Annotated in this window: 22 protein-coding genes; 2 read left to right on the top strand and 20 right to left on the bottom strand. The window is 41.3% G+C overall.

The annotated features are described in order from the left end of the window. Positions 1 to 135: 135 nt before the first annotated feature. The 14 genes from asp2 to glmS all read right to left on the bottom strand — a co-directional run bounded on the left by asp2 (position 136) and on the right by glmS (position 15897). Positions 136 to 1686: an accessory Sec system protein Asp2 gene (gene asp2 / locus OZX63_RS03740; protein ID WP_277144725.1), complete on the bottom strand. Its 1551-nt coding sequence runs from the start codon at positions 1684 to 1686 to the stop codon at positions 136 to 138. Beyond that, positions 1683 to 3191, bottom strand: a complete 1509-nt coding sequence (gene asp1, locus OZX63_RS03735) for an accessory Sec system glycosyltransferase Asp1 (protein ID WP_277144723.1) — start codon at positions 3189 to 3191, stop codon at positions 1683 to 1685. The genes asp2 and asp1 overlap by 4 nt, the downstream gene beginning before the upstream one ends. A gap of 15 nt (positions 3192 to 3206) precedes the next feature. Then, positions 3207 to 4418: a hypothetical protein gene (locus tag OZX63_RS03730; RefSeq protein ID WP_277144721.1), complete on the bottom strand. Its 1212-nt coding sequence runs from the start codon at positions 4416 to 4418 to the stop codon at positions 3207 to 3209. 23 nt (positions 4419 to 4441) lie between these two features. Beyond that, positions 4442 to 6802 (bottom strand): preprotein translocase subunit SecA, encoded by a 2361-nt coding sequence (secA, locus tag OZX63_RS03725; RefSeq protein WP_277144719.1) that lies wholly within the window; start codon positions 6800 to 6802, stop codon positions 4442 to 4444. Between the two features lie 2 nt (positions 6803 to 6804). Continuing rightward, on the bottom strand, positions 6805 to 6972 hold the full coding sequence (locus OZX63_RS03720) for a hypothetical protein (protein WP_277144717.1): 168 nt from the start codon (positions 6970 to 6972) through the stop codon (positions 6805 to 6807). A 20-nt stretch (positions 6973 to 6992) separates the two neighbouring features. Beyond that, positions 6993 to 7844 carry a hypothetical protein gene (locus tag OZX63_RS03715; protein ID WP_277144716.1) on the bottom strand — a complete coding sequence of 284 codons (852 nt, stop codon included), beginning with the start codon at positions 7842 to 7844 and terminating at the stop codon, positions 6993 to 6995. Beyond that, positions 7825 to 9279 (bottom strand): glycosyltransferase, encoded by a 1455-nt coding sequence (locus OZX63_RS03710; protein ID WP_277144715.1) that lies wholly within the window; start codon positions 9277 to 9279, stop codon positions 7825 to 7827. The genes OZX63_RS03715 and OZX63_RS03710 overlap by 20 nt, the downstream gene beginning before the upstream one ends. An 11-nt stretch (positions 9280 to 9290) precedes the next feature. Further along, the gene (locus tag OZX63_RS03705) at positions 9291 to 10073 is read right to left on the bottom strand and encodes an accessory Sec system protein Asp3 (RefSeq protein WP_277144714.1); all 783 of its coding nucleotides are present in this window, start codon (positions 10071 to 10073) and stop codon (positions 9291 to 9293) included. Beyond that, positions 10070 to 10840 carry a hypothetical protein gene (locus OZX63_RS03700; RefSeq protein ID WP_277144712.1) on the bottom strand — a complete coding sequence of 257 codons (771 nt, stop codon included), beginning with the start codon at positions 10838 to 10840 and terminating at the stop codon, positions 10070 to 10072. The genes OZX63_RS03705 and OZX63_RS03700 overlap by 4 nt, the downstream gene beginning before the upstream one ends. Before the next feature lie 10 nt (positions 10841 to 10850). Beyond that, positions 10851 to 11558, bottom strand: a complete 708-nt coding sequence (locus OZX63_RS03695) for a hypothetical protein (protein WP_277144710.1) — start codon at positions 11556 to 11558, stop codon at positions 10851 to 10853. 452 nt (positions 11559 to 12010) lie between these two features. Further along, the gene (locus OZX63_RS03690) at positions 12011 to 12721 is read right to left on the bottom strand and encodes a hypothetical protein (protein WP_277144709.1); all 711 of its coding nucleotides are present in this window, start codon (positions 12719 to 12721) and stop codon (positions 12011 to 12013) included. Positions 12722 to 12738: 17 nt separating this feature from the next. Beyond that, complete coding sequence (locus OZX63_RS03685; RefSeq protein ID WP_277144708.1) at positions 12739 to 13176, bottom strand: CopY/TcrY family copper transport repressor; 438 nt, start codon at positions 13174 to 13176, stop codon at positions 12739 to 12741. 20 nt (positions 13177 to 13196) lie between these two features. Further along, complete coding sequence (locus OZX63_RS03680) at positions 13197 to 14012, bottom strand: Cof-type HAD-IIB family hydrolase (protein WP_277144706.1); 816 nt, start codon at positions 14010 to 14012, stop codon at positions 13197 to 13199. A 73-nt stretch (positions 14013 to 14085) separates the two neighbouring features. Continuing rightward, on the bottom strand, positions 14086 to 15897 hold the full coding sequence (gene glmS, locus OZX63_RS03675; RefSeq protein WP_277144704.1) for a glutamine--fructose-6-phosphate transaminase (isomerizing): 1812 nt from the start codon (positions 15895 to 15897) through the stop codon (positions 14086 to 14088). A 320-nt stretch (positions 15898 to 16217) separates the two neighbouring features. Between glmS and OZX63_RS03670 the strand changes: the two genes are divergently transcribed. Next, positions 16218 to 17594: an amidohydrolase family protein gene (locus OZX63_RS03670; protein WP_277144702.1), complete on the top strand. Its 1377-nt coding sequence runs from the start codon at positions 16218 to 16220 to the stop codon at positions 17592 to 17594. Positions 17595 to 17761: 167 nt separating this feature from the next. Here OZX63_RS03670 and glmM read toward each other — a convergent pair whose 3' ends face one another. From glmM to murB, 4 genes are read right to left on the bottom strand one after another with little or no spacing between them, the layout of a single operon-like run. Then, entirely contained in the window at positions 17762 to 19114 is a 1353-nt protein-coding gene (gene glmM / locus OZX63_RS03665) for a phosphoglucosamine mutase (protein WP_277144700.1), read from the bottom strand. A 25-nt stretch (positions 19115 to 19139) separates the two neighbouring features. Then, the gene (locus tag OZX63_RS03660; protein ID WP_277144698.1) at positions 19140 to 20099 is read right to left on the bottom strand and encodes a CdaR family protein; all 960 of its coding nucleotides are present in this window, start codon (positions 20097 to 20099) and stop codon (positions 19140 to 19142) included. Further along, positions 20096 to 20941, bottom strand: coding sequence for a diadenylate cyclase CdaA (gene cdaA, locus OZX63_RS03655; protein WP_277144696.1), 846 nt, complete (start codon positions 20939 to 20941; stop codon positions 20096 to 20098). The genes OZX63_RS03660 and cdaA overlap by 4 nt, the downstream gene beginning before the upstream one ends. 26 nt (positions 20942 to 20967) lie before the next feature. Beyond that, complete coding sequence (gene murB / locus OZX63_RS03650) at positions 20968 to 21867, bottom strand: UDP-N-acetylmuramate dehydrogenase (protein ID WP_277144695.1); 900 nt, start codon at positions 21865 to 21867, stop codon at positions 20968 to 20970. A gap of 98 nt (positions 21868 to 21965) precedes the next feature. Between murB and OZX63_RS03645 the strand changes: the two genes are divergently transcribed. Further along, complete coding sequence (locus OZX63_RS03645; protein WP_277144693.1) at positions 21966 to 22499, top strand: 3'-5' exonuclease; 534 nt, start codon at positions 21966 to 21968, stop codon at positions 22497 to 22499. Positions 22500 to 22550: 51 nt separating this feature from the next. On the opposite strand, the gene OZX63_RS03640 is transcribed toward OZX63_RS03645, so the two are convergent. Both OZX63_RS03640 and OZX63_RS03635 read right to left on the bottom strand, forming a co-directional pair. Beyond that, positions 22551 to 23336, bottom strand: a complete 786-nt coding sequence (locus OZX63_RS03640) for a hypothetical protein (protein ID WP_277144691.1) — start codon at positions 23334 to 23336, stop codon at positions 22551 to 22553. A gap of 11 nt (positions 23337 to 23347) precedes the next feature. Further along, positions 23348 to 24070, bottom strand: a complete 723-nt coding sequence (locus tag OZX63_RS03635) for a hypothetical protein (RefSeq protein WP_277144689.1) — start codon at positions 24068 to 24070, stop codon at positions 23348 to 23350.

Raw genomic sequence — 24070 nt, 5'->3', positions numbered from 1 at the left:
TTTTTATATGTAAAAAAAGCTTGCTATCAATATAAAATTATTAATAACAAGCTTTTTGTTTACGCAAATATTTTTAGTAATTAATTTTTCTAAGATAGTTAAAATATCGTATAGTATACGTTGATTTAATTAACCCTAAAATTTTTGACCATATTTACTTCTAAGAATATGGAATAATTGCTGCTCAAACCAAGCGGCAATCGTGGCACTATCATCATTGTGCCGGCCATAGTAGCCCTTAGAGATTACGTGGCGGTCAGGGTAATACTTCTGCAAAAATTCCTGCAATTCGTTATAAGCAAATTTATCGTAGTCATCATTACGCATATAACCCAAAACAAAGTCGGTATTACTAAAGTTACCTTCCTTGATTCGATCCCACATAATATCGTCAACTTTTTGACAAGCAGTATGGTCGTCACTGCCTTCAAGCATCAAGACCATATCCGTAGCACAATGGAATTCATTTGGCCGATTAATCCGCAGATTTTCTGCAATTGTGCCCAAGTTAATTAACGGCTTAGCAATGACAATATTACCAGGACTCAGGACGGCACCATAATACAGGGAGGCAAACGTCCCCATTGAAATCCCAGTCAGCACAAGGTCATCTGTCGTGAAGTGCAACTTTGCCAGACACTCTCTAATGACATTCATAATCTTGTTTTCGATTGCCTGATTCCCAATGTAAAAGGTACCACCTTCAACTCGCAAATCAGAAATCAGCAGATAAGGGACACCCTTAGAGTGTAACATTGCCCGCGCTTCAAAGGTTTCAGCAGAGTGATACCCCGCAAAGTAAACTGTCAGCGGCGGCTGCATATTCCCAGGGTTAAACAGGTAACCAATCTCACCATTAAGTGCTTCCCGGTCAACAAGCCTCTGGCCCCCTAAGTCTAGGAAGCCATACTTGCCCCGCGACCGGCGCTGGTGCAATGTACCGACATTGACTTCTCCTTGTCCGCGAACATAGTAGTAGATACTATAGAAAAAGCCACCTTCAATTCCCGTAATGGTAATCGTGCCATTGTCGGCCTTTAACTGCTCACCACTCTTAGTGAAAGTATCTATTAAATTATTATCAGAATCAAAGCACTTAATTTCAACCTTTAACTCAGCTGTTCCTGTCGTCTGCATCTCGATTGTGATTGTTGTAGCATGTCGCTTCATTACCGAGACACTATATGACAATCTACCCAAATAGTGCCATTCATCATCAAAATTTGCGGCCACATTAAGGTAACTGTCACCATAATAAGTCAGCTGATTCTGCAATTCCGGATTGATTTCAAATTCATCAATACTGGCACGGTACCCAACATCATTATCATAGAAGTAATGATTGAGAGTAGGTGCTAGGTCTTCCAGCTTAACCTTAAAGGCACCACGCAATTGCAGCACCTGCAAAATGCTTTCCGGTAAATCCATGCCTTCACTATAAAGCACCCGATATGCCGGCAATTGCATCAGCAGCTTAACATCTTTAAGCCACGGCGAAGTCTCATCAAGAAAGAAATATGTAAACAGATACTTATGATTGAACACACCGTTCTTAAAAACCGGCGGCATTTTATGCTTACCTAGATTGGCTGAATCAGCCCACATATAAGTACAATCAGTTAAGGAATCTGCAAAGCCCTCTAATGGCTGTTCTCCACTGTGCAGAAGATATGTTATTCTACTCATCCTTGCAGTACCCTCTTCCATTTACTAATAATTTTTCTCAGTGACATCCGCTGGATTAACCGCACATTTTCTACGACGGCAATATTCCAGCGATCAAGATTGGTTAAAAAGACATCTACTGGTTCTTTAATTGCATCTTGCTCCTTGATCAAAAAACCATTCTTGCCCTCTTTAACTAAACCATTAGCTTGATAGACAATCTGGGGAATACCAATTTTGACAGCTTCGAGCTGCATGTCATAATCGGTCATCAGCCCCGTATCAATATAAATATGCGCTTGATTTAAGATCTGGAGTTTTTCCTCATAAAGCAAATTCTCCGGACAGGAAAAGCGGTTGAGGGCGTCCAGTTGATCAACATCAAAATCATCGGTATCAATGTCTACCAATTCATCAAGTGAGGTCACATCATCTAAGTCGCCAACTTGTTCCTTAAGCTGGGCAATGAAGTCAGCAGAAACCGACTTAAAATATAGTGCAGCGTCGTAGTTAGCGTCTGCCACGACCTTTAAGTCCTCGTTTTCCTTGAGCACTTCAATTAACTGGTTAAAGCATGCTGTTAAATCATCCCCGCCAATATCGCCAACATGCCAGTAGATAATCTGTTGCTCCTGCTCCATACTCGTCCCTAACGAGAACTCGCTGAAGTATGGCGGAATTATCTGCCACACGGGCATGAAGCTGATCCCACTTTGCTTAACTTTATTTTTAAAAAGCTGCGTCAGAGTTTCATTTTGGAACAAGTACTGGTCTGTCGGCACAAGATTATACTGGTCAATATCAGCAATCTGCGTCTCATTAGTAAAGTAATAGTAAACTTCTGCCTGCAGCATAAAATGCCGGAAGTCAAAGCTAGACTTACTTGGCTCAATTAAGACCTGCTGTCTGCCTGTTAAGTGCGGCAATGCAAATTCATATTCAACTTCTGCCAAGTTGGTGTAACTATTCTTTTGAAAGCGTGATTGCTGACGCCACGGAATTGTGACCGTTAAGTCTTCATGCTGCGTCATTACCAGATCACTGGTCGCATTAAACCACTGCTTTTCAATTAAATTATCATCTTGATCGTAAACACTGCGACTATTGCGAAAACCGCGCAAATCATAGATGTCTACAATCTGCCCGGTGTCCTTATAATAGGTAACCGACTTTAACTGCCCACTATTGCCGACTAGCACCGACATAATCAGTTGCGGGCCATCATAAACATGCACAACCGTTTCATTCAAGTAAATCAGGGTCTTGGTCTTGTATTTATCAGGAATGTTAAGGTCGCTGATTGTCAACGGCGAGCCGTCAGTCTTAATTGCTCGAATTTCATCAAATAAATAAATTATCCGGGACTTAACCCCCATAAAATCTGACAAAAACTGATCTGTATCATCACTAAGAATCAACAATTGATTGTCGACATTTTCTTCTTGCAAACGTGCAGATAAACTCAGCATTGTATTTTCTTGATAAAATTTGCTTTTGGTATGTAAATCAGGAATTAGTGTCAACATTTTTTATCATCAGCTCTATTTCAAATCAATTACGTATTGTTTCTCACTATTTAAAGTTTGAAATTCTTGCTCAACCATATCCAAGATCATAATTAAAATGAACAAGTTACCAATAAATGGCGTTAAGTTCGCGATTTCTGGCCACTTCAGACCAAGGATCAGCGGCCAAATACTCAAAACAATCAAAATCAAACTACTTACCCAAGTTAATCTATTAAACTTGCCCATAATAAACTTTTCAGTTTCCATTCCCGGCACAATTTTATAAAAATAACTACCGTTCTCTTTGAAATTACGGGCTTTAACACTTGGCTGAAGTGTAATCAGACCAAAGACGAAGTTCAACAAGACGATGACAATCGCATAAAAGACGATTCCAGCTGGCTTGTCAATTGCAACCATGTTGGAAACAAACTTTCTGACTGCCAGCGGGCTGCTCTTAGCCAGCATTGGTAACAACATAAACATTGATGTTGAGAACATGAATGGCATTGCCCCAGCGGTCAGTAGCCGAATTGGGAAATATGACTTAGCAAAGTCACTCATTAATTCTGGCTCGCGAAGAGGAATCCGTTCTTCTGCACGAATTAAGGCTAACCCGTAGAAAACAACAACCAACGTTGTTACGACCACAATCACAATATTAATGATGGAAAAGCTAAAGCGATTGGTTCCCCAACCACGTGTCAATAGCGAAGGCATTGACATGACCAGTTGCGGCACCATCAGAATAGCTGAATTACCAATCCCGCGCTCAGAGATAATATTTGCCAAATAAATGGAAATCATCCCACCAGTTACCAAAATTAAAATTGCCAGGTAATAACTAACATTATAATCGCCGATATAAAGCGGCATTAACGCTTGTTTGAAATTACTTACGTATAAAAAGGCTTGTAAAATCGCTACAACCAAACTTAACAAGTTGGTAACGATGCCCCAGGTATGCTGCGACACTTGGCGCAAACTCTGCAAGTCCAGTGAACTCACAGCCTGAACCATAATGTTAGTTGTCATGTATGGCCCAATACCAAGCATTAACAGGGCTGGCCGGGAAGTTTGCGCCCCAGTATACATCCCTAAAATACTAATTAATGTATTGGCTTTTAAATAACGAGCTGCAACACCTTGCTTAACAAACGGGATAATGATGAACTGACCCAAAATATAAACTGTCACCAATAATAACGTCCAAAGCATTCGCTTGCGCAAATCTTTTTTATTCACTGTCGCCAGTTCCTTTCTTCATTCTAAGCAAAATAAATCTGCATCCCTTTAACATTACTGCCGATAACTTCTGAACAAAGCACATTCCGCATAATATTGCGCATAATGTCATCCTGCATTCTGTTGAAACTAGCCAAGGCCTCTTTTTGATACTCATATAGTGGGTTCGATTGCCCTGTGGTCCGCTGCGCCGTTACTGAACGCAAAGCCTCAAGGTTATCTACTTCATCAACCCAAGCATCATCAATTGCCTTAACAATTGCGAGCTGCAAGTAATATTGCCAAGCATCTTCATTATTCAGCTTACGCTTCTTAGCCTGCAATGCCTGTAAAGCTGTCCGATTTAAGAAGCGTTCACGCTTATTACGGGAAGCCGACTCCAGTTCAGTTTCATTCTTAAACTCAGAAGTCATGTTGTCACAGATAAAATCGTTGATTTCAGCTAAAGTCAAGTCCTCATTATTAAGGAAGACTGTAATCGCCTTTTGCATACTATGAATGACAACTTGGTCCAGTTCCTGATTCATCTTGATAATTTGGCCACGAGCCTTATAGACAGCTTCACGCTGCAGCCGGGCAATCTCGCCATATTCCAGAATCATAAACCGTGACGACTGTTCCTCATACTTAACGCTCTTTTGCAAACGTCTAAAGTAGCGACGATAGCGACCACTGTGCTTAATTTCTTGTTGATCATCATTTTCATGACGGGCAATTTTTCTTGCGATTTTCTTAGAAGGATAGCGACCAACTAATTGGTCTTGCAGTGAAGTGTAAAAGATTGTCGAACCTTTCTGACCTTGACGACCAGAACGACCACGCAACTGGTCATCAATCCGCTTAAGCGGCATCTTTTCCGTACCGATAACAAGCAGTCCGCCAGCTTCCTTAGCTTCTGGTGAAAGGACAATATCTGTCCCCCGGCCAGCAAGAGAAGTTGACACGGTAATCATGCCCGCCTGACCAGCAATCTTAATCATTGTTGCTTCCTGCGAGACCGACCAAGCATTCAGCAAACTATGCGGAATATGGGCTTCCAGCAGCATTTCTGAATACAAGTTTGACAAGGTCAATGACCCCGTTTCAATCAACACTGGACGTCCTAAATCATAATTCTTCTTAACTAGTTCTAGTGATGCCATCAATTTAGCCTTGGCAGTATAGAACACCTTGTCAGGCTCATCTTTTCTGATACTTGGCTTGTTGGTTGGCACCTCAATAACATTTAACCGGTAAACTTGCATCAGTTCCTGCTTATCATCTTTGGCTGTCCCAGTCATTCCTGATAACTGCGGGAATAAGCGGAAGAGGTTCTGATAAGTAATTGTTGCAATAACCTGCTCTTGCGGGCTGTTGGTTAAACCTTCTTTAGTTTCAATCGCTTGCTGAACGCCGGACTGCATCTGCATCCCGACCATCTTCCGGCCACTGTTCTTATCAAGCAAGATTACCTTGTCATCTTCAACAATATAGTCACGATTACGAACGTGAATTTTGTTCGCTTGCAAAGCAAAAATTAGGTGACAATATAGTGTTGAATATTCTTCTGATAAAATGTTTTTTATTTTAAAGAATTCTTCGGCCTTCTTAATGCCCGGTGCTAAAAACCAAACATTTTTCTGGTCAGGGCTTAACTCATAGTCAATCCCTTTTTCACAAATTTTGATAAATTTATCTGCCGAAACAGGGTAATTAGACTTACCCTTAGGACGACCGGAAATAACTAATGGTGTTGTTGCCAAATCAAGCAAAACCGCATCAATTTCATCAATTAAGGCAAACTGAAACGGCGGCATAAATTGCTGATTAGCGGAACTAACCAAGTTATTAGTTAAGTAGTCGAAGCCGAATGTACCACCATCTGTATAAACAATATCATTGGCATAAACGGCTTTTTTACGTTTAACTGCATCGTCGCCCTCATCTTCTTCGGTAGCGTCAGTTTCTTCGTTATAGCCAACATTTAACCCCAGCCAGCTATAAACACGCCCCATATTAAGGGCATCACGCTTAGCCAGGTATGCATTAGCGGTAATTAAGAAATTGCCACTGCCACTTAGGCCATGCAAATACATTGGCATGGTCGCAGTTAAAGTTTTACCTTCACCGGTCTTCATCTCAATTACGTTGTGATATTGCATAGCAACAGCACCGAAAATTTGCACTTCATAAGGTGACATGCCTAAGACACGCTTATCAGCTTCACAAACTACCGCATAGGCCTCAACTAACAAGGAGTTAAGTGAGGCACCATCCTTAATTCGATTGCGAAATTCGACGGTCTTAGCCTGCAATGCTTCATCGCTTAATTGCTCATATTCAGCTTTTAGTTTTATAATCTGGCTTGTTTTCCGCCAGTATCGATGATTTCTAATATGCATCATTATTACAAGAGCGGTAATAACATGCCGGCTAAAATACCAGCACCAACTAAAATATTCATAATAGCTACCACCCATTCTGCTTTCGTTTTGCGCCGATCTTTCATTGAAGGTAATACCTTCTTTTCATACGCAAAGTCTTCTTCAATTTTTTTCGACAGTGAATTCTTCATTATCACACCTCAAAAAACTATTAGACGATTTCAGCTTTCTTCAATGGCACAGTTGCATGACGTAATTTCTTATAGGCAGTCTTATTCATTTTGACTGTATTAATGTACGGAATTGTATCCTTTAAGATGCTTGCCAAGTTGCCCCGGACTTCACCGTCATTATCGATTGGATCTTCTGACAGATAGAATTGATTGTGTGACTTAGTGTTTTGCAGAGCTGTCAATTCAATACCCAAGAAGTTGATGTTAACCGTATCTTTTTTGGTCATCATCTTATTCAACTGGTCAACATAAAAGTCAAGTAAGTTATTGTAACGAGAAATTACCTCATGCTTTTCTGGGTCTTCAACAGTAATAAAGTTCAGGTTACCTTCATAGTAGAAGTAACGGATTACTGGTTGACCTTGCATGTTGACAAACTCGATTTCTTCAAGCTTGCCGTTTGCATAGTAAAGGTGACTATATACCTTACCATCAGAAGCATATTCTTCAATATAGTCATAACTGCCATCAGGATTTAAATAGCGAATATCTTGGGCTGCCCGCCGTGTATTTGGAAACATATATTCCCGCGCAATGAAAATCCCTTGGTCGTCAACAAACAGACTGCCGTCTTTTTGCATTTGCACATAATCCATGCTTGGAACGTTAATTTCATTAAAGTAACGGTAACTCTTAGGATCATATGTCCGACCAGTAATGTGGTCAATCAAAGTTGTTCCGTTAATTCCATTTGCCTGCAAAAAGTTCCGCATGTTTGGCATCGAAGTTAGACACAGAAGTTGACCATTACTCTTTTTTAGTCTTGCTTTAATTTCTTTTAAAACATTATCGCCTAAACTGTTAACTTCATTAATTAGTTCGTAATCCATCGACTAACTTCCTCCACTTTTTGCTGATTGCACTATTACGATATTCATCAATTCCAACTTGTGTATTACGCCGCAGCTTCAAGTAATCGGCATCTAACAAACGGTTAATGCCCTTCTTAATCTGAGCAACGTCATACTTCTCATCATCACGTTTAAAGTCTTCGACAAAGCCGTTTTCACCATCGTGAATTAATTGGGTAGCACCGAAACGAGCATTAAACGTAATAACTGGCAAAGCCGCATTCAAGGCTTCAATATAAGTTAAACCAAAACCTTCAGAGAATGAAGTTGAAACAAAGGCATCATGTCTTGGGTAAACCAACTCCAAGTGTTGGGACAAACCACGAACATGAACGTATTTCTCGGCATGGTTTTCCTTGACAATTTCTTCAAGGTGCTTCTTTTCTTCACCAACACCATAAATATCAAAGCTGATATTCTTGCCTTCATTGTGTAATTCAATAACGGCCTTTTCAGCAATATCAACATGCTTTTCTTTTGCAAGACGTGAAGCCGTAATCAGCTTTAAGCCGTTCGGCTTACGATCCTTAATCTTCTTCGGCTTGTCACTAATCCCACCAACAGGTATTGCCCAGATCTTGTCGGCTTCATCTGGGAAGTCAATTAACAAGTCTTGGCGCTGTTGTTCAGTTGAAACAACAACCCGATCAACGTGCTTGATGTGGTCAAGCAGATATTCATAGTAGTTGTTCCAGAATGGCTTAGTTGGGTCAACCCGGTCAGCCAAGTGATCGGCGTGGATTAGGTAAACAATCTTAGCATCTGGCATTGGTTCATGCATCAGTGCTTCATCAGCCCAATCACCACGGTCAATATAGAAATTACTCTTGCCACCAAAGAAACGATCTAATTGTTCAAAGAAGAAGCGGTACAGGCGAACAACATTTGCAAAGTACAAGTGTTGACCATGTTCCAAGTAGAGATGAATGTTTTGCATCCGCCCTTCTTCATGAGCGTTGTTAATGGTTTCGTAAGAAGCCTTCAATTCACCAGTCTTGGTACTGAAAATTTGCGTCTGGTAAGCACGCACCATCAAGATTTTACTTTCAGGCTTTTGCTTATTCTGTTCTTTAACGAAGTGGTGCACAATATGCAATCCAGAATCAGTGTAGTACTCATTCAGGCGCATCGTGTTAGAAGCATCTGACAAAATGCGCACCTTTTTGGCAGGGAAAGTCTCAGTCAGACCATTCTTCAAATAATCGTCACCTAGGACAAAGTATTCCCACATGTTAATGACGTTACCATTCTTCAAACGCCACTTCTCCATTGCCTTATGCAATTCTGGTACTTCAGCTAAAAATACAAAGCGGTAAGGAATATCTGCTTCTTCAAATCGTTTGGCACGGTAAAATTCAGAGTGTTCAATCCCTGAGTTTCCCATTCCCATTGCTTGGTTAACAAAAAAATCCATATTATCTCCTATCAATTATTAACATCTTGTCGTATTGCTTTAATTAATGAAGCCGTTGATTGGTTATTTTCAATTTGCAAAACATAACCTGCAGCACTAATCTCATTCACATACTTTGCAAGTGCTGCCGTCTGCTCCTTTGTGAACTGTCCCTGCCCATCAATCTGTACAGGAATAAAGATAAACAAATGATCTTGCTCCGGTGTAAAACTAATCGTTTGCACGGTTGAAGTATGCGTCCGCACACGGACGTGCAATCTTGGTGTTGCAGTTTCACTATTGTTATAATGCACCAAAATTGTTCTAACATTATGAATATCTTTAACTGTAAAAGTATAATCATCAAGAATTGGCATCTGAGCAAGTAATAAATGCTGAAAATGCAGCTTTTGATTACCCAAACTAGCTAGATCTATGCGGAAGTGTTCTTCCTTAGGTTCTAGGCTAAATTCACCATTCTTGGTTGTAAAGATTCGATAATCCATCTGGTCAAAATTACTATTATAGGTAGTTAAAGCCAGAGCAATCGAATCAGTGGGTTCTTCTTCACTCTTAATCTGATACTGAAATTTAGTGTCGACGACTAACTTAGGCATTGTAATATCGGGAACAAAATCAGCCGTCTTCACTCGTCTTTCTTCCCACGTAACAATGGCTTTACCCGGCGAAATGATTGCATTTTGATAAAAAAGGTCTTCATCATTAAAATGAATCTTTGCACCATATAAATACATATATGCCATGTTCTGTGGCCTAAAAAAGAAATATACAGTCAGCGGTTTTTTCTCACTCATTGGGTAATAACTTCCTTCATCATCACAATTGGAGAAACTTGCTCAACCCCAGCCATTATTTGTTCATTGTGCCTAATTAGCAGCTGCGATAAGACTTGCAAGACATCCCTACGCGGCCCTGCAAGAAACTGTTGCTCGCTGCCATCTTGTGGTAATTGTAATTTACTTGGAAAAAGATCATCACTCACGGATAATTTACCCGCAAACAATAAGCAAACATACCGCAAGCGGCTATCACGGACTACTGCCTCCCAGGTGGAATTAACCATCTGCCAAGCATCTTGGTCATCTAACCACTTAACTTCTGCTTGCTTAGCAGTGACACAATCATTAATTTGTGCTTGTAAATCTTGCGGACAACTTCGACTAGCAAATAATAGAAACTGACGACTTAAAGTTTCATCGGTGATTACTTGCGATGTCATATCGAGAGTCAAATAAGCGATATAGCGCGTATTTTCCTCAGTTAAACAAGTCATCGTGATGTATCGGCCATCATCTTCAACTTTTGGTGCCGTATATTTCGACACAATGTATTTGTCATCTTGATCCGTAAAAATTACACATTGCGCTTCTTGATCCCAATGCCAATGCTTTTCACCAGGACCAAAATTGACATGCGTCGGTAAGCCAACAGTATGATCGGCGTTCAATGTAATCATTAAAATTGCATTGTTATGACCCATATAAATAGTTATTTCGGGTTTACCGGTTTTATACACGAAATCATGTCCTGCACAAAGTGCAATTACTTCATCTTCAGTCATTTTTCACCCCCTACTTGTGCTTAAACCAAGACCCGACATTGCGGTCAGCGTACATAAAACGCGATGCAACCTTCCGCCCATGACAAATGCGCCCTTCAAAGAATGTGTAAGCAATGTAATTCACAATCGCCATTTCAAAAATGCCAAAATGCGTACTACCTTGCCCCAAATATTCCTGAGCGGTGTCATCAGTATACAGTTTCATAAAAATGCTCAAGAACTCAAGTAGTGTTGCTCTTGTTCCCACAAGAATACCTGCATTTAATAACTGCACATATTTATTTTTACGAGTAAAATCTGTTAGATAATCTGGTTTGCCATCATCCTCAATGATATATGTGTTTAAATCATTATACTCGTCACCAATATATAATACATTATCTTTTATATCTTTGAAAGGGTAATTCATCATCTCAACATCACCCACATCAACTAGAGCAGCCTGGTCAATTTCAGGGTGTCTGAGCAAATATTCGTAGGCAAATTCCCAACGCGCAAAATAAAATTTCAAACCTTGGTGAGGATAATGAGCAAAGGGTTGGCACTCGATTGTTTTCACTAATGGCGGTAATTCTTGCTCATTCTTAAAGTTAACCAGAATATCAGTTTCAATTTGATATCGACCTACAGAAGTTGTTAACTTTTGTGATACTTTGGCAATATCCACCTCTTTTGTCGGGTCATTTCTTAGGTATTCACCAATAACTACATTTTTCATAAATATTCCATCTTCCAACTTTTAAACAAAAAGCATCCCACATAAATAATTCTTGGAATGCTCTTTCAAAGTCATTCAGCTTATATAAGATTATAGCCTTATTTTATCACTAAATTAACTTATTTTTTATTAAATTTTGTTACTAAAACATATCAGCAATAACGAATATTGCCACATTTTGTGCTTTTGATATATCTTGTGCATTTTACTTTTCCTTAGCACCAGTGTTCTCGATACAATGTCACCTTTCGCATATAAAATTACAGACCGTTAATTATAACTTGCTTAGTCAAATAACTTGCTTGTATATCATGTGCACTAGTGCACCAGCTTTGAAAAATTACGGTAATTATTAGTATATTTATTGTAATTAAAATAGCTAAATTATTCTTAATTTCACAAAAGCGACCCAACTATCACTGCAGATAATCGGATCGCTTTTTAATTGAATATTACCTTTTTTTAGCTAATTTTAAACAGATTGGCCACAAAATTGCGGCAATCACACCTAAAATTAATGCTGCCCAGAGCATCGCTGAGGTGGTGAAACTAATTCCGGTAGATAGCGCGCTGCGTAAACTCATTACCAGTTGCCCCGTGCAATATTGCAGAATGCCAAACGAGCCAAGTGTTGTTAATAAGAGCGCTATTGAGGCCGCGTACTTGCCAAAGAGGACGAGCAATGCCGCTAGAACAAAGCCCAGGATAATTACCAAGATTACGTAATGAAAGATGTTAATAATCTGCTCTACCTGCTTGTCCCTATCAGCTAGTTCATGGTTAACATCGTGCAAGATGATCCGATTAACTGCCTGCTGGGTCTTATTCTTTTGCGGCAGCGACAAGTTCTTTGCCGTCAATTCACCGTTAGCCTCGTAAGTTACACTAAGATTATACAAGCCGACGTATGACAAATTATGATGATACTGCTTAGGTAATTGTCCTAAGACCTTGTCTTCCAGTCCGGCACTTTCTGCTAATTTTAACGCATCTTTGAGAGCGGCATTGCCTGAAGCTGACGCATTCTTGTCAACAACTGTCTTAGCTAATTCGCGGACATCGATTACGTTAACTGTAACTGGACTCTTGAGCGTCCAATAGCCACAAAGACAAATAGCAACTATGAACACGGCCCGCAGCAGTATTCGTGCAATTTTTTTCATTAAATCATTCTCACTCTCTAACAATCGTGGGATCCTTCGGCTAAGCAATTGCAATCGACCATGTCTGGTGCTGTAGCTGCCTTTTCAGTTAATTCCTGCTCAATCGTGGCAATATCGCCCTTGGACAGAGGCATCCCCTTCAAGATTTCGATTAACATTTGTCCCTTATGCATGTCGCACATGTGACTCATCATTTCGGTTGTTACCTGCACCATCATCTGGTTTTCGGTTACCGTCGCACTGTACATAAAGCGGCGGCCATCCTTGCGGGTCTTTAGCAAGCCTTTTTTTACTAAGCGACCCATCAATGTCTTGATTGTCGACTCGGACCAATCCTTTTTGGCTTGCAACTGCTTAATTACGTCGCCGGTATGGCTTGACCCAAGCGTCCACACGATGCGCATGACTTCCCATTCAGCCTCAGAAATATTATGTTCTTTAATTTGTTCTGTCATCTTGATAACTCATTATTCTATTACAGCACGAGTTTCTTAAGTGCTTTAGCAATTCCGTCATGGTCGTTATCAGCAGTAACGTAATCGGCGGCATCCTTGATTTGCTCAGTAGCATTCCCCATTGCTACCTTGCGGAAATAAGGATTACTAAACATTGAGATGTCGTTACCCTGATCGCCAAAGACCATTACTTGCTGCTGGTCAATCTTAAGTCGGTCAGCTAGTTCCATTAACGCATTCCCCTTAGAAGCACCGACCACATTAAGCTCAATCATGCTCGAAAAGCTGCGAACAACATCGTACTTGGCAAAGACCCAGTCGGGAATATTGTTCCATAATTTGTCAACTTCCGCATCACTTTCGGTTTTACTAAAACCGACCTTATTAAAGGTGAAATCTTGCGGAATTTCTTCAGCCTTACGGACCTTAAGCGTAGTTAGATTGATCGACACGTTCATTGTTAAGTGTTGTGCGAGGTCGCGATCACAAGTCCAGAAACATTCTGGAGTTTCAAAGTGTAAGTTGGTATGTGCCAAACGCTGCAGCCGCAACATATTAGTAAAGTCACGATAGTCCATCTTCATGTCCATCATTACTTTACCCGCCAAGTTTTGAATAACTGCACCATTAAACACAATATTATATTGGTCGCTGCCAGACAAGCCGAGTTGCTGATTGTACGGCATTACCCCGGACAACGGTCGTCCTGTTGCCAGCACTACCTTGATTCCTTGGCTGCTTATCTGCTTGAGGACTCTTTCCGTTTCCGGCATAATCTGCTTGCCTGTTGTCAGCAGTGTGCCATCAAGGTCAACTGCCACTAATTTAATCGCCATAATTTACCTCCCACAATTTAATCATCCCCTTTATTATACAAAAAGTCGTAATTACTTACGACCTTTTCGACAATTATTCTACTGTAACACTCTTAGCAAGATTGCGAGGCTTATCAACGTCTAACCCCTTATCCTTAGAGGCATAATAGGCAATCAGTTGCGCAACTACCACCGTAATCAATGGCGATAAATAATAATTTAGTTTAGGTAAGACAATGTCATCGCCCGGCTTCGACAATTCCTTGGTGGCCACCGTAATCACGCTGGCACCTCTGGCAATTACCTCTTGGATGTTGCCGCGCATTAAGTCGGCAGTTACCGGATCATTAATCAAGGCAATCACTGGCGTACCTTTTTCAATTAAGGAAATCGTCCCGTGCTTTAGTTCCGCAGCCGCGAAGCCTTCTGTCTGAATGTAAGACACTTCCTTCAATTTCAAAGCGGCCTCAAGAGCAACCGGATAATCAATGCCGCGCCCAATGTAAAAGGCGTTGCGTGATGGCACGATGTACTTATCCGTCAGCTGCTTGATATGCTTTTGGTCGGTTAAAACTTGCTCAATGCCTTCGGCAGCAAGACCCAAATCATGAGTTAAGTTCAAATTGCGAGCAGCAGAAAGTTGGCGCTTTTCCCCGATTGCCTTCGCAAGAATTGCTTGAGTGGCAACTTGCGCGATGTAAGCCTTGGTGGAAGCAACGGCAATTTCGGGACCAGCCTCTAGCGACATGGCATACGTGGCTTCCCGAGCTAACGTTGAGCCCGGAACGTTTGTCAGCGTCAAGCTTGGTAAGTGCCGCTTGATTGCCGCCTGCAGAACTACGCGTGAGTCAGCAGTTTCGCCAGATTGCGATAAGAAAATAAGGAAGGGAAGTTTAGGCATCATTGGGAAGTGGTAGCCGGCTTCAGAAGCAAAGCCAACTTCGGTTGGAATCCCCGTATATTTTTCAAGTAATGCCTTACCAACTAGTCCGGCATGATAACTTGTCCCCGCCGCAAAAATATAAAACTTGTCGGCTTGAGCTAAAGCGTCAACAATTTTTGAATCAACCTTAGGCTCGCCATTTTCATCAAGATAATACTGTACTAAATGACGCAACACACTCGGCTGCTCGGAGATTTCCTTTAGCATATAGAACTCGTAGGTGCCTTTAGATGCGGCATTAGGATCAATATTCAAGTGGTGCGGCGTCCGCGTTACCTTTTCCCCAGCGATAGTTTCCAGATTATATGCATCTTTGGTAATATCGGCAACCTCGCCGTCATGCAGATCGACAAAAGTCTTGGTCTGATCCAGCACTGACAGGGCATCCGAAGCAATCACGTTAAAGCCATCACCCAGTCCCAGCATCAGTGGCGACTTGTTCTTAGCAACATAAATATGACTGGGATTGGTGTTGTCAATGAGTAAAATCGCGTAAGAACCCTTGATCAGTTTGAGTGCTTCCTTCAAAGCAGTAAAGGCATCTAATTGCTGCTCGCGGGCAAGTTTGCTAATTAATTGGACTACAACCTCGGTGTCCGTATCAGACTTTAGTTCCACTCCTTGCAAGTAGCGGTCTTTAAGTTCCTGATAGTTTTCGATAACACCATTATGGACAAGATAGAAACGATTGGTCTCGTCAAATTGCGGGTGAGCGTTAGCCGTCGTGGGTTTACCATGCGTTGCCCACCGCGTATGACCAATGCCGACTTGACCATGCTCATCTGGCGTCATTTGATCCTTCAAGTTCTGAATCCGACCAACTGTTTTTGTCAGATATTCATTACCCTGCAAGTCGTTAAGATAAATACCAGCTGAATCATAGCCGCGGTACTCTAGCTTAGTTAAGCCGCTAAGGACAATTTCTCTAGCTGATTTACCAACAATTCCAACAATTCCACACATATTTTTCTCCTTTGGTCTAGTTCAATTATTTAAGATGGACTAAATTTTAAATTCAAGTTACGCAAGGAATATTAGTCTTTTTATATAAATTGGTCAAGTGCTAATTTATATAATTGGTATAGACGAAGGCAAGTAAAGACTACTGTAGCAAAAAAGAAGCAAAGGAAAAATTTTTCTCTAAAATCAGGATGACTATTCATTTCTTATGAAATTGCCAGAGTTCATTTAGTTAACCAATACTATTTTAAAAATTATTATTGATTAAATTACGAACTATGTTTACTATATATTGATAAAATGTTAAGATAAATTTCAACGAGGTGATTAAATTGAACTTTACCAAAGTGATTAATGGTAATTATTTTTCCGCGACTGCACCAGATAAACTGGAGTATCACGCCAATAGTCTGTTATGTATAAATCAACAAGGTTATTTAGAGGCCATTATTTGGCAAAATGACCCTGAATACCATCGTACGTTAATTGATGCTGAAAAGCGGCATATTTTGTGGCGGCTGGATACTAACCAATATATTCTGCCGGGCTTTATTGACCTGCACATCCATGCACCCCAGTGGCCTAATGCTGGTGCAGCTCTTGATCTGCCCCTAAGCGAGTGGCTAGATACCTATACTTTCCCGCTTGAAGCCAAATTCAAAGATGCCCAGTTTGCACAAGAGGTCTACAGCAATTTGGTTACAACCCTAATTGCCAATGGTACAACCACTGCAGTTTATTTTGGCTCGGTTGATAACATTGGTAACCTAACTTTAGCGCGCGAATGTCAACAAATTCACCAGCGGGGCTTTATCGGGAAGGTCATTATGGACAATCCCGAACAAACGCCGACTTATTATCGCGATGAGTCACCTGCAGCGGCCATCAGTGCAACTGAGCAATTTATCGAAGCACTGACGCAGCTCAACCAAGACCAATCCATTCAGATGACGCCGGTAATCACACCGCGATTTTTACCTTCTTGCACACCTGAAACACTGCGAGGTTTGGGCGAATTAGTCCAGCACTATCATTTACCTGTCCAATCGCACTGCAGTGAAAGCGATTGGGAAGACGGCTATGCTTTGACAACCTACGGCCACAGGGACGCCGAAGTCTTAGACCATTTTGGCTTACTAACTGACAAGTCAATCATGGCACACGGAACTTTATTAACTCAAAGTGATTTAGCGCTATTTAAAAAACGAGGTGTTGCTATTGCTCACTGCCCGATCTCCAACAATTATTTTGGTAACGCAATCTTACCAGCACAAAAGATATTGGCCCAAGGTAATAAAATCGGCATGGGAACTGACATTTCCGGCGGCTTTAGTCCGAGCATTTATCAAAATATCCAACAGGCAGTCATGGCTGGCAGGGTGTTACATCATGGTGTGAATGGACAGCTTAGTCCCGAGCAGCGAGGAACGGCAACCCCAGCGCTGACCGCTCGCAACGCATTTTACATGGCAACTGTTGGTGGTGCTCAGAGCTTGCAATTAAAAACTGGACAAATCAAGCCGGGTTATCTGGCTGACTTGCAAATTGTTCATTCGGCTTACCCTACTTTTCTTGATGAGAGTTCAGATACTATTTTTGAAAAATTAATGTACCAAACCTCGGCCCATGAAATTGACGCGGTTTTAACTCAAGGAATTATCGCCAAGGGGCCGCAAACGACAACTAGCGACCAAAGCTAAGTTAATTCAAGCAAATTTATCTTATTATTAATCCACGATCACGGTATTTTACTGGCATCGTGGATTTTAATTTGTTTCAAGGTTAAATTTTGGTATGAAAAAAAGTGCTCCATAATCGCTAGTTCAATGTCTAACAATTACGAAGCACTTTGATTTAGTACTATATTTTAGATGCCCATTTCTCGTTCAACAACATCGGTAATGCGTTTAACGTAAGCGTCGGTTTCTTCTTGAGTTGGGCCTTCAGCCATCACCCGCAACAATGATTGTGTGCCTGATGGGCGAACAAGAACGCGACCTTCATCGCCCATATCAGCTTCAACTTCCTTAATTACATCAAGGATTGGTTGGTGTTCACGCCAGCTCTTCTTGTCGGCAACAGGAACATTAACGAGGCATTGTGGGTATTCCTTAAAGTCAGCCAAAAGTTCCGTTAATGACTTACCCGTCTTCTTCATCACCAGCATCAAGTGCAAACCGGTCAACATCCCGTCACCAGTGTTGTGATAGTCACTCATGATTACGTGACCTGATTGTTCACCACCGAGGTTATAGCCGTTAGCGCGCATTTCTTCAGAAACATACCGGTCACCAACTTGTGTGCGGACATTCTTAATGCCCTTTCTCTCAAGTGCCTTAGTGAAACCAAGGTTACTCATCACAGTAGTTACGATTGTGTCGTTCTTGAGGCGGCCACCTTCAGCCATATAAGTACCCAAAACGTACATAATGTGGTCGCCGTCGACCTCGTTGCCGTTTTCATCAACAGCAATACAGCGGTCAGCATCACCATCAAAGGCCAAGCCCAATTGGGCACCCTGCTTAACAACTTCTTCTTGCAACTTCTCAGTATGAGTAGCACCAACATGATCATTAATGTTCATCCCGTTTGGATGAGTGGCAATCGTGGTGAAGTCAACGCCGCAATCAGCAAATAACCGGGAAATTAGGCTGCTGGCAGCACCGTTAGCACCGTCAATCACAACCTTAATGCCATCAAGGTCTTCAGGAATTGTATTTTCGATAAATTGGAGGTACTTGGAGCTACCTTCGTGGAAGTCAGTAACAGTTCCTAAACCTGCAGCTGATGGCCGTGGCAAAGTGTCTTCCTTAGCATCGATTAATTTTTCAATTTCGCCTTCCATTTCGTCAGACAACTTCAAGCCATCGCTACCGAAGAACTTGATGCCGTTATCTTGAACTGGGTTGTGTGATGCGGAAATCTGCACGCCGGCATCGGCACCTTGTGCGCGTACCAAGTAGGACAATCCTGGAGTGGTAATCACGCCAACTTCCAAGACCTCAATTCCAACTGATAACAAACCTGAAATCAAAGCATATTCAAGCATTTGTCCTGACATCCGCGTATCGCGTGACACTAGAACCTTGGCTTGTTCTTCTTTGGTTTTATTTTTAGTCAAAACATAGCCGCCATCACGACCCAACTTAAATGCTAATTCTGGAGATAAATCTTGATTTGCGATTCCGCGCACACCATCAGTGCCAAAATACTTTAACATTAAAAACAACCTTTCTTTTCTAACTTCAATTATTTACATTTGCGACTTTAATCTGCACACTTACTTGCGGCATACTTGCCTTAATCACATCATGTGGCAACTTTAACGGTACCATCTTGGTAGTCGACGCATTAACTTCGCTCAAGTCAACCGGAACTGCTAAAGTTTTAATCTTATCAAGTGCTGATTGACTACCGTAAATTGTCACGTAATCATTTTTAGCTGTTAGCGAGTAAACCTTGCTAGTATTTTCATGCTTAGGTATCAATTCCAACTTGACTTCTTTTTTAGCAATTGAAATCGGTACTACCACCTTGGCCGTTGCTGGCTCAATAATCACGTTGAGCTGGCGTCCCTTACGGTCTTCGGCAATCAAATTGACTTGCCGCTCAAACGTATGGGTAATGTCATTAGGCAAAACAGCTTTGGCAACGATTTGGTCAATCTGGTCAACCTCACCGCGCGCACCCGTCACTTCAACCTGTTGCGGGTCAACACTTGCCTTACCCAACTTATAACCACGGGCCACAGCAGCTTTATTATACTCTATTTGAACAGGCATTGTCGTTGATTTTCGTCGTTGAATATTCACATGGACAATTTTAGGACTGATTGTATATGCTAACTGATTGCTTAGCCCGCTGAGGTGAACGTGAACATCATGCTCACCAATACTTTTATTCGTTAAATCAATGTAGGCCCGGAAGTTTTGCGTGTTAATCGTTGAGGTAACTAAGGCATTAGATCCTTCCAAAGTAACACTAACTTTAGCCGGATAACCCACAACATAGTAATTGTCAGTATCGACTGAAACCTGCAAAGGCACCTTAACTGTTTGGGTCTGAGTGGCTGTTTGCTTAGTCCGATCTGATTGTCCTTGAGTCATGAAACCCTCTTGGGTGTAGTTAATATAAATGACTAGCAAGACTGCAATTAGCAGTGAGACTACTCGGGTAACCCATGACTTATGCCAAAAATCTTTCATCGGTCAGCACCCCACTTCCAAATTTTACCCAATATTTTTTGGTACCACTTGGTATTCTTTTCTTTTTTAGGAACAAGCTCTGCCTTGAGATATTTCAAGTATTCGTCACGACTCATATCGAGTAAGAAACGCCCGTTACGCGTGATCGTGACACCGCCGGTCTCTTCTGATACTACAATGGTAATTGCATCCGTCACTTCAGAAATACCAACAGCCGCACGGTGCCTAGTTCCCAGGCGCTTCGGAATCATCGTGCTGTCCGACAGCGGCAAGTATGCGGCGGCCACGGCAATTTGGTGGTCCTGATTAATAATTACCGCCCCATCATGCAGCGGCGTGTTAGGAATAAAAATGTTAATTAATAATTCACCGGTAACGTCGGCGTTCAGTTTAATCCCAGTTTCAATATAATCCTCAAGTCCGGTTTCTTGTTGGATAGTAATTAAGGCACCAATCCGCCGTTTGGACATGTACTGAATCGCTTTGTCCAGTTCCTTGATGAACTTAATTGACTCATCGCGCGCACTTTCTTCACGACCGCCAAAGATTGGCAGCCGCCCTAAGTGCTCAAGTCCACGCCGGATTTCTGGTTGGAAAATCACGATGATCCCAACCACCGACCACGACACAATCTGATCAATTAGCCACGTTGTCGTGTGCAGCTGCAAAATGCCGGCAATGATACGCACAATAAAAATCAGCACAATTCCTTTGGCTAGTTGCACAGCCTTGGTCCCTCTAATTAAAATAATCAGGTGATAAACCAAAAACCAAATAATCAAAACATCGAGCACTAGCGAAAAGTTACTCCACGTAAAGATATTTGCCAGATTAAAATGCATAAATACTCCTTTCTGATAGGATGTTCTTAATCAGTTGCCTGACCAATAATTCTAACCTCAGTTTGTAAATCAATGGCGAATTTTTCTTTAATAACCTTCTGGATTAAATGGATCAAGTCCAAATAATCCGTTGCTGTTGCACCACCTTTATTAACGATAAAGCCAGCATGCTTGGTCGAATCTTGCGCACCGCCAATTTGCCGCCCCTGCAAGCCAGCCTGAATAATCATCGGCCCAACATAATGGCCCGTCGGCCGCTTAAAGACACTACCACAAGAGGGATATTCCAGCGGTTGCTTATAGCGTCTTAGTGCATTTAGATAATGCATGTTAGCTAAGATCGGCGCTTTTGGCGCTTTCGTCAATGCAAAAGTGGCCGCAATAACAATGTCGCCAGTCTCCTGAACCAGTGAATTCCGGTAAGAGAAGGCCATTTCTTCATTAGTGTAAGTTTTTACTTCACCAGTTTGCGTTAAAACCCGAACTGACTGCACGGCTTCACAAGTTTCGCCACCATAAGCACCGGCATTCATGAAGACAGCACCACCAACACTACCGGGGATGCCAGCCGCAAACTCTAACCCGCTTAAGCCAGCATGAGCAGCAGTAAACGCGGTATCAACAATCCGAGCGCCGGCTTGTGCCGTCACCTGCTCAGCTGCCACCTTAATCTCGTTCATTTCTGTTAAAATAAGCACTAATCCGCTAATGCCACCATCACGAATAATCAGGTTTGATGCATTGCCAATCACGGTCAGGGGAAGTTGAGCTTGCCGTGCAGCCGATACTAGCTGCGTTAATTCTGTTTCATTTTTGGGAAAAGCAAGGTATTGCGCGGGACCACCCGTCTTGGTAAATGTATATTTACTGAGTGGAACTTGCTCTTTAATGTCAATTCCGTGCTTTTTTAAATCTAATAATTCCAAAGCCAAACATCCCTTCAATCTGTCTTGTTATATTCTACCGCATTAATCTGCTTGCTTCATCCTATGTTATACTAAAATTAAGTTTTTAAGGAGAAAAAATGAACTTTATTGCAATGGATTTCGAAACCGCTAATCATCATCCAGAAAGTGCCTGTTCACTAGCTCTGGTAATGGTTCGCGACAATCAAATTGTCGACCGCTTCTACACCGTGATTAATCCGCAGATGCCATTTGATGGTCGCAACATTCAGATACATGACATTACAGCAGCTGACGTGCAAGACGCACCAACAATGGCAGAAGTATGGCCGCAGATTAAGGACTTATTCCAACCGGGAATGTTAGTTACTGCTCACAATGCGCGCTTTGATACCAATGTGATGCGCCAAAGCCTGGCTCGCTATGATATTCAGGAGCCGCACTATTTTGTGATCGATACCTTGCAAACCAGTAAGTTATTCGAGCCAGACTTGCATGATCACAAGCTAGACACGGTCTCAAAAGCTTTAAATGTCGAGTTGTGGCACCACCATAATGCCCTCAGCGACAGCGAGGCATGTGCTGGGATTTTAATTGCCCAAAACAAAGAGTTTGGCGATGACGCGATTAAAAATTTGGTTTATCAGATATAAAATAACCTTGATAGCATTGGCTACCAAGGTTATTTTTTGATTATTAAACTTTTAATTGGTAATTACCTGACTTAGCAATTCAATTGGCGAATGTAACTGGCCGTTTTCCATTATTCGCTCCTGATAATGCAAGATTAGCATCCGTGATAGCGTAACAATAATGTTGGCCCGACTACCAGAGATATACAGCTCATCTTCAGTTTGCTTGCGCACTAACTTTTCAGAAAAAACATGCTCATCTTTGGTTAGGGTGCCGCCGAAAAAGACACAAACCTCTTTAAGATCAGTATCTTGGGTAATTGTCTCCCAAGCTTCGTTGATTAATTCCCATGGCGAGTTTAAAGAACTTTTTAGCCATTTAGTATTACCCGAATTTGCAATTGCACACTGATCAACCTGGTTTTCAACAGCTTGATAATCACTGCTAATTAAGATAAGTCGCTGAGTAGCTAATACTGCCCGAGGTTGAACCTCCTTATTTATCGCAAATTCTTTAAAACTAAGATAACGTTTAGCGTCATCATTGATATTGTTTAAAATAAAGTGGTCGTCATCAGGATTTTGCGGCAAAGCATACCGATCCACCACGATCGTTCCAGACTCATCTAAAAGGTCAATCTGCTGCTCAGCTTCATCAAATTGCCACCCCCGTTCAGCCGGATAAAAGCCCAAACGTGCAGGAAAGCTTAAAGTATGATCAGAATTAAAGATAATCGTCAAATAATTCTCAGGTGCACTGCCATTCAAGAAGACCTTTACCCAATAGACTTCTGCTGCCCTAGATTGAAAGATAAAAATTCGATCTTTAGTAAAATTAATAAATTCTTTTTCATTCATCTGATGGACCCCTACTTATGCTTAAACCATGAATTAGTGAAAGTTTGCGAATGCTGAAAAACTGTACATACTTTGCGCCCATGACATAATCGCTCAGGAAACATCTGATAACAAACATAATTGAGCAACGCCATATCATATTCACCCAAATGCGCTTGATCAGGAGCAAATTTCTTATTTTGCGTATCTTCAACAATTAATTTTACCAAAATCGCAAGAAATTCCATTAGTACGTCTCTTGAGGCAATCACAACTCCAGGATTTAACAGTTCCAAATTTCGATTTCTAATCGTGAAATTTCTTAAATAATCAGGCTGGGAATCAGTGGTAATGATTGCGTCGCTCAGATCATTATTTTCGTCACCAATATATAATGTCTGATCATCAACTTCATCGAAAGGATAATTCATCATTTCGACATCCCCAGCATCAACAATTGCGGCTTTTTTAATTTCTGGATGCTTTAACAGATAGTCAAAAGTTACTACCCAGCGCAAAAGATAGATGTTATCTGTCGCATTGTTGGTAACGGAATCTAACTCAACAATTTTTTGTAATTCTGGTACGGGAAATGAATTTTTGAAATTAATTAGCGTATGTAATTCGATCCCGTATTTAGCCACTGATTCTTGTAATGCTTGTGTTTCTTTTATAATGTTAACATCTTTTACTGCCTGCTTTGTTTCAGCATTATACAAGTTAGTAAAAAATTGCGTAATGACAACATTTTCCAT

The sequence above is a fragment of the Lactobacillus sp. ESL0700 genome, assembly GCF_029392095.1.
Lineage (GTDB): Bacteria > Bacillota > Bacilli > Lactobacillales > Lactobacillaceae > Lactobacillus.
Note: the sequence above shows the minus strand (reverse complement) of the source record. Positions and strands in the feature narration are given on the sequence as shown.

Bases quoted from the DNA above. Each gene is read 5' to 3' on its own strand.
- asp2 (WP_277144725.1), bottom strand. From the start codon at position 1,686: ATGAGTAGAATAACATATCTTCTGCACAGTGGAGAACAGCCATTAGAG.
- asp1 (WP_277144723.1), bottom strand. From the start codon at position 3,191: ATGTTGACACTAATTCCTGATTTACATACCAAAAGCAAATTTTATCAA.
- secA (WP_277144719.1), bottom strand. From the start codon at position 6,802: ATGATGCATATTAGAAATCATCGATACTGGCGGAAAACAAGCCAGATT.
- OZX63_RS03720 (WP_277144717.1), bottom strand. From the start codon at position 6,972: ATGAAGAATTCACTGTCGAAAAAAATTGAAGAAGACTTTGCGTATGAA.
- OZX63_RS03715 (WP_277144716.1), bottom strand. From the start codon at position 7,844: ATGGATTACGAACTAATTAATGAAGTTAACAGTTTAGGCGATAATGTT.
- OZX63_RS03710 (WP_277144715.1), bottom strand. From the start codon at position 9,279: ATGGATTTTTTTGTTAACCAAGCAATGGGAATGGGAAACTCAGGGATT.
- OZX63_RS03705 (WP_277144714.1), bottom strand. From the start codon at position 10,073: ATGAGTGAGAAAAAACCGCTGACTGTATATTTCTTTTTTAGGCCACAG.
- OZX63_RS03700 (WP_277144712.1), bottom strand. From the start codon at position 10,840: ATGACTGAAGATGAAGTAATTGCACTTTGTGCAGGACATGATTTCGTG.
- OZX63_RS03695 (WP_277144710.1), bottom strand. From the start codon at position 11,558: ATGAAAAATGTAGTTATTGGTGAATACCTAAGAAATGACCCGACAAAA.
- OZX63_RS03690 (WP_277144709.1), bottom strand. From the start codon at position 12,721: ATGAAAAAAATTGCACGAATACTGCTGCGGGCCGTGTTCATAGTTGCT.
- OZX63_RS03685 (WP_277144708.1), bottom strand. From the start codon at position 13,176: ATGACAGAACAAATTAAAGAACATAATATTTCTGAGGCTGAATGGGAA.
- OZX63_RS03680 (WP_277144706.1), bottom strand. From the start codon at position 14,012: ATGGCGATTAAATTAGTGGCAGTTGACCTTGATGGCACACTGCTGACA.
- glmS (WP_277144704.1), bottom strand. From the start codon at position 15,897: ATGTGTGGAATTGTTGGAATTGTTGGTAAATCAGCTAGAGAAATTGTC.
- glmM (WP_277144700.1), bottom strand. From the start codon at position 19,114: ATGTTAAAGTATTTTGGCACTGATGGTGTGCGCGGAATCGCAAATCAA.
- OZX63_RS03660 (WP_277144698.1), bottom strand. From the start codon at position 20,099: ATGAAAGATTTTTGGCATAAGTCATGGGTTACCCGAGTAGTCTCACTG.
- cdaA (WP_277144696.1), bottom strand. From the start codon at position 20,941: ATGCATTTTAATCTGGCAAATATCTTTACGTGGAGTAACTTTTCGCTA.
- OZX63_RS03645 (WP_277144693.1), top strand. From the start codon at position 21,966: ATGAACTTTATTGCAATGGATTTCGAAACCGCTAATCATCATCCAGAA.
- OZX63_RS03640 (WP_277144691.1), bottom strand. From the start codon at position 23,336: ATGAATGAAAAAGAATTTATTAATTTTACTAAAGATCGAATTTTTATC.
- OZX63_RS03635 (WP_277144689.1), bottom strand. From the start codon at position 24,070: ATGGAAAATGTTGTCATTACGCAATTTTTTACTAACTTGTATAATGCT.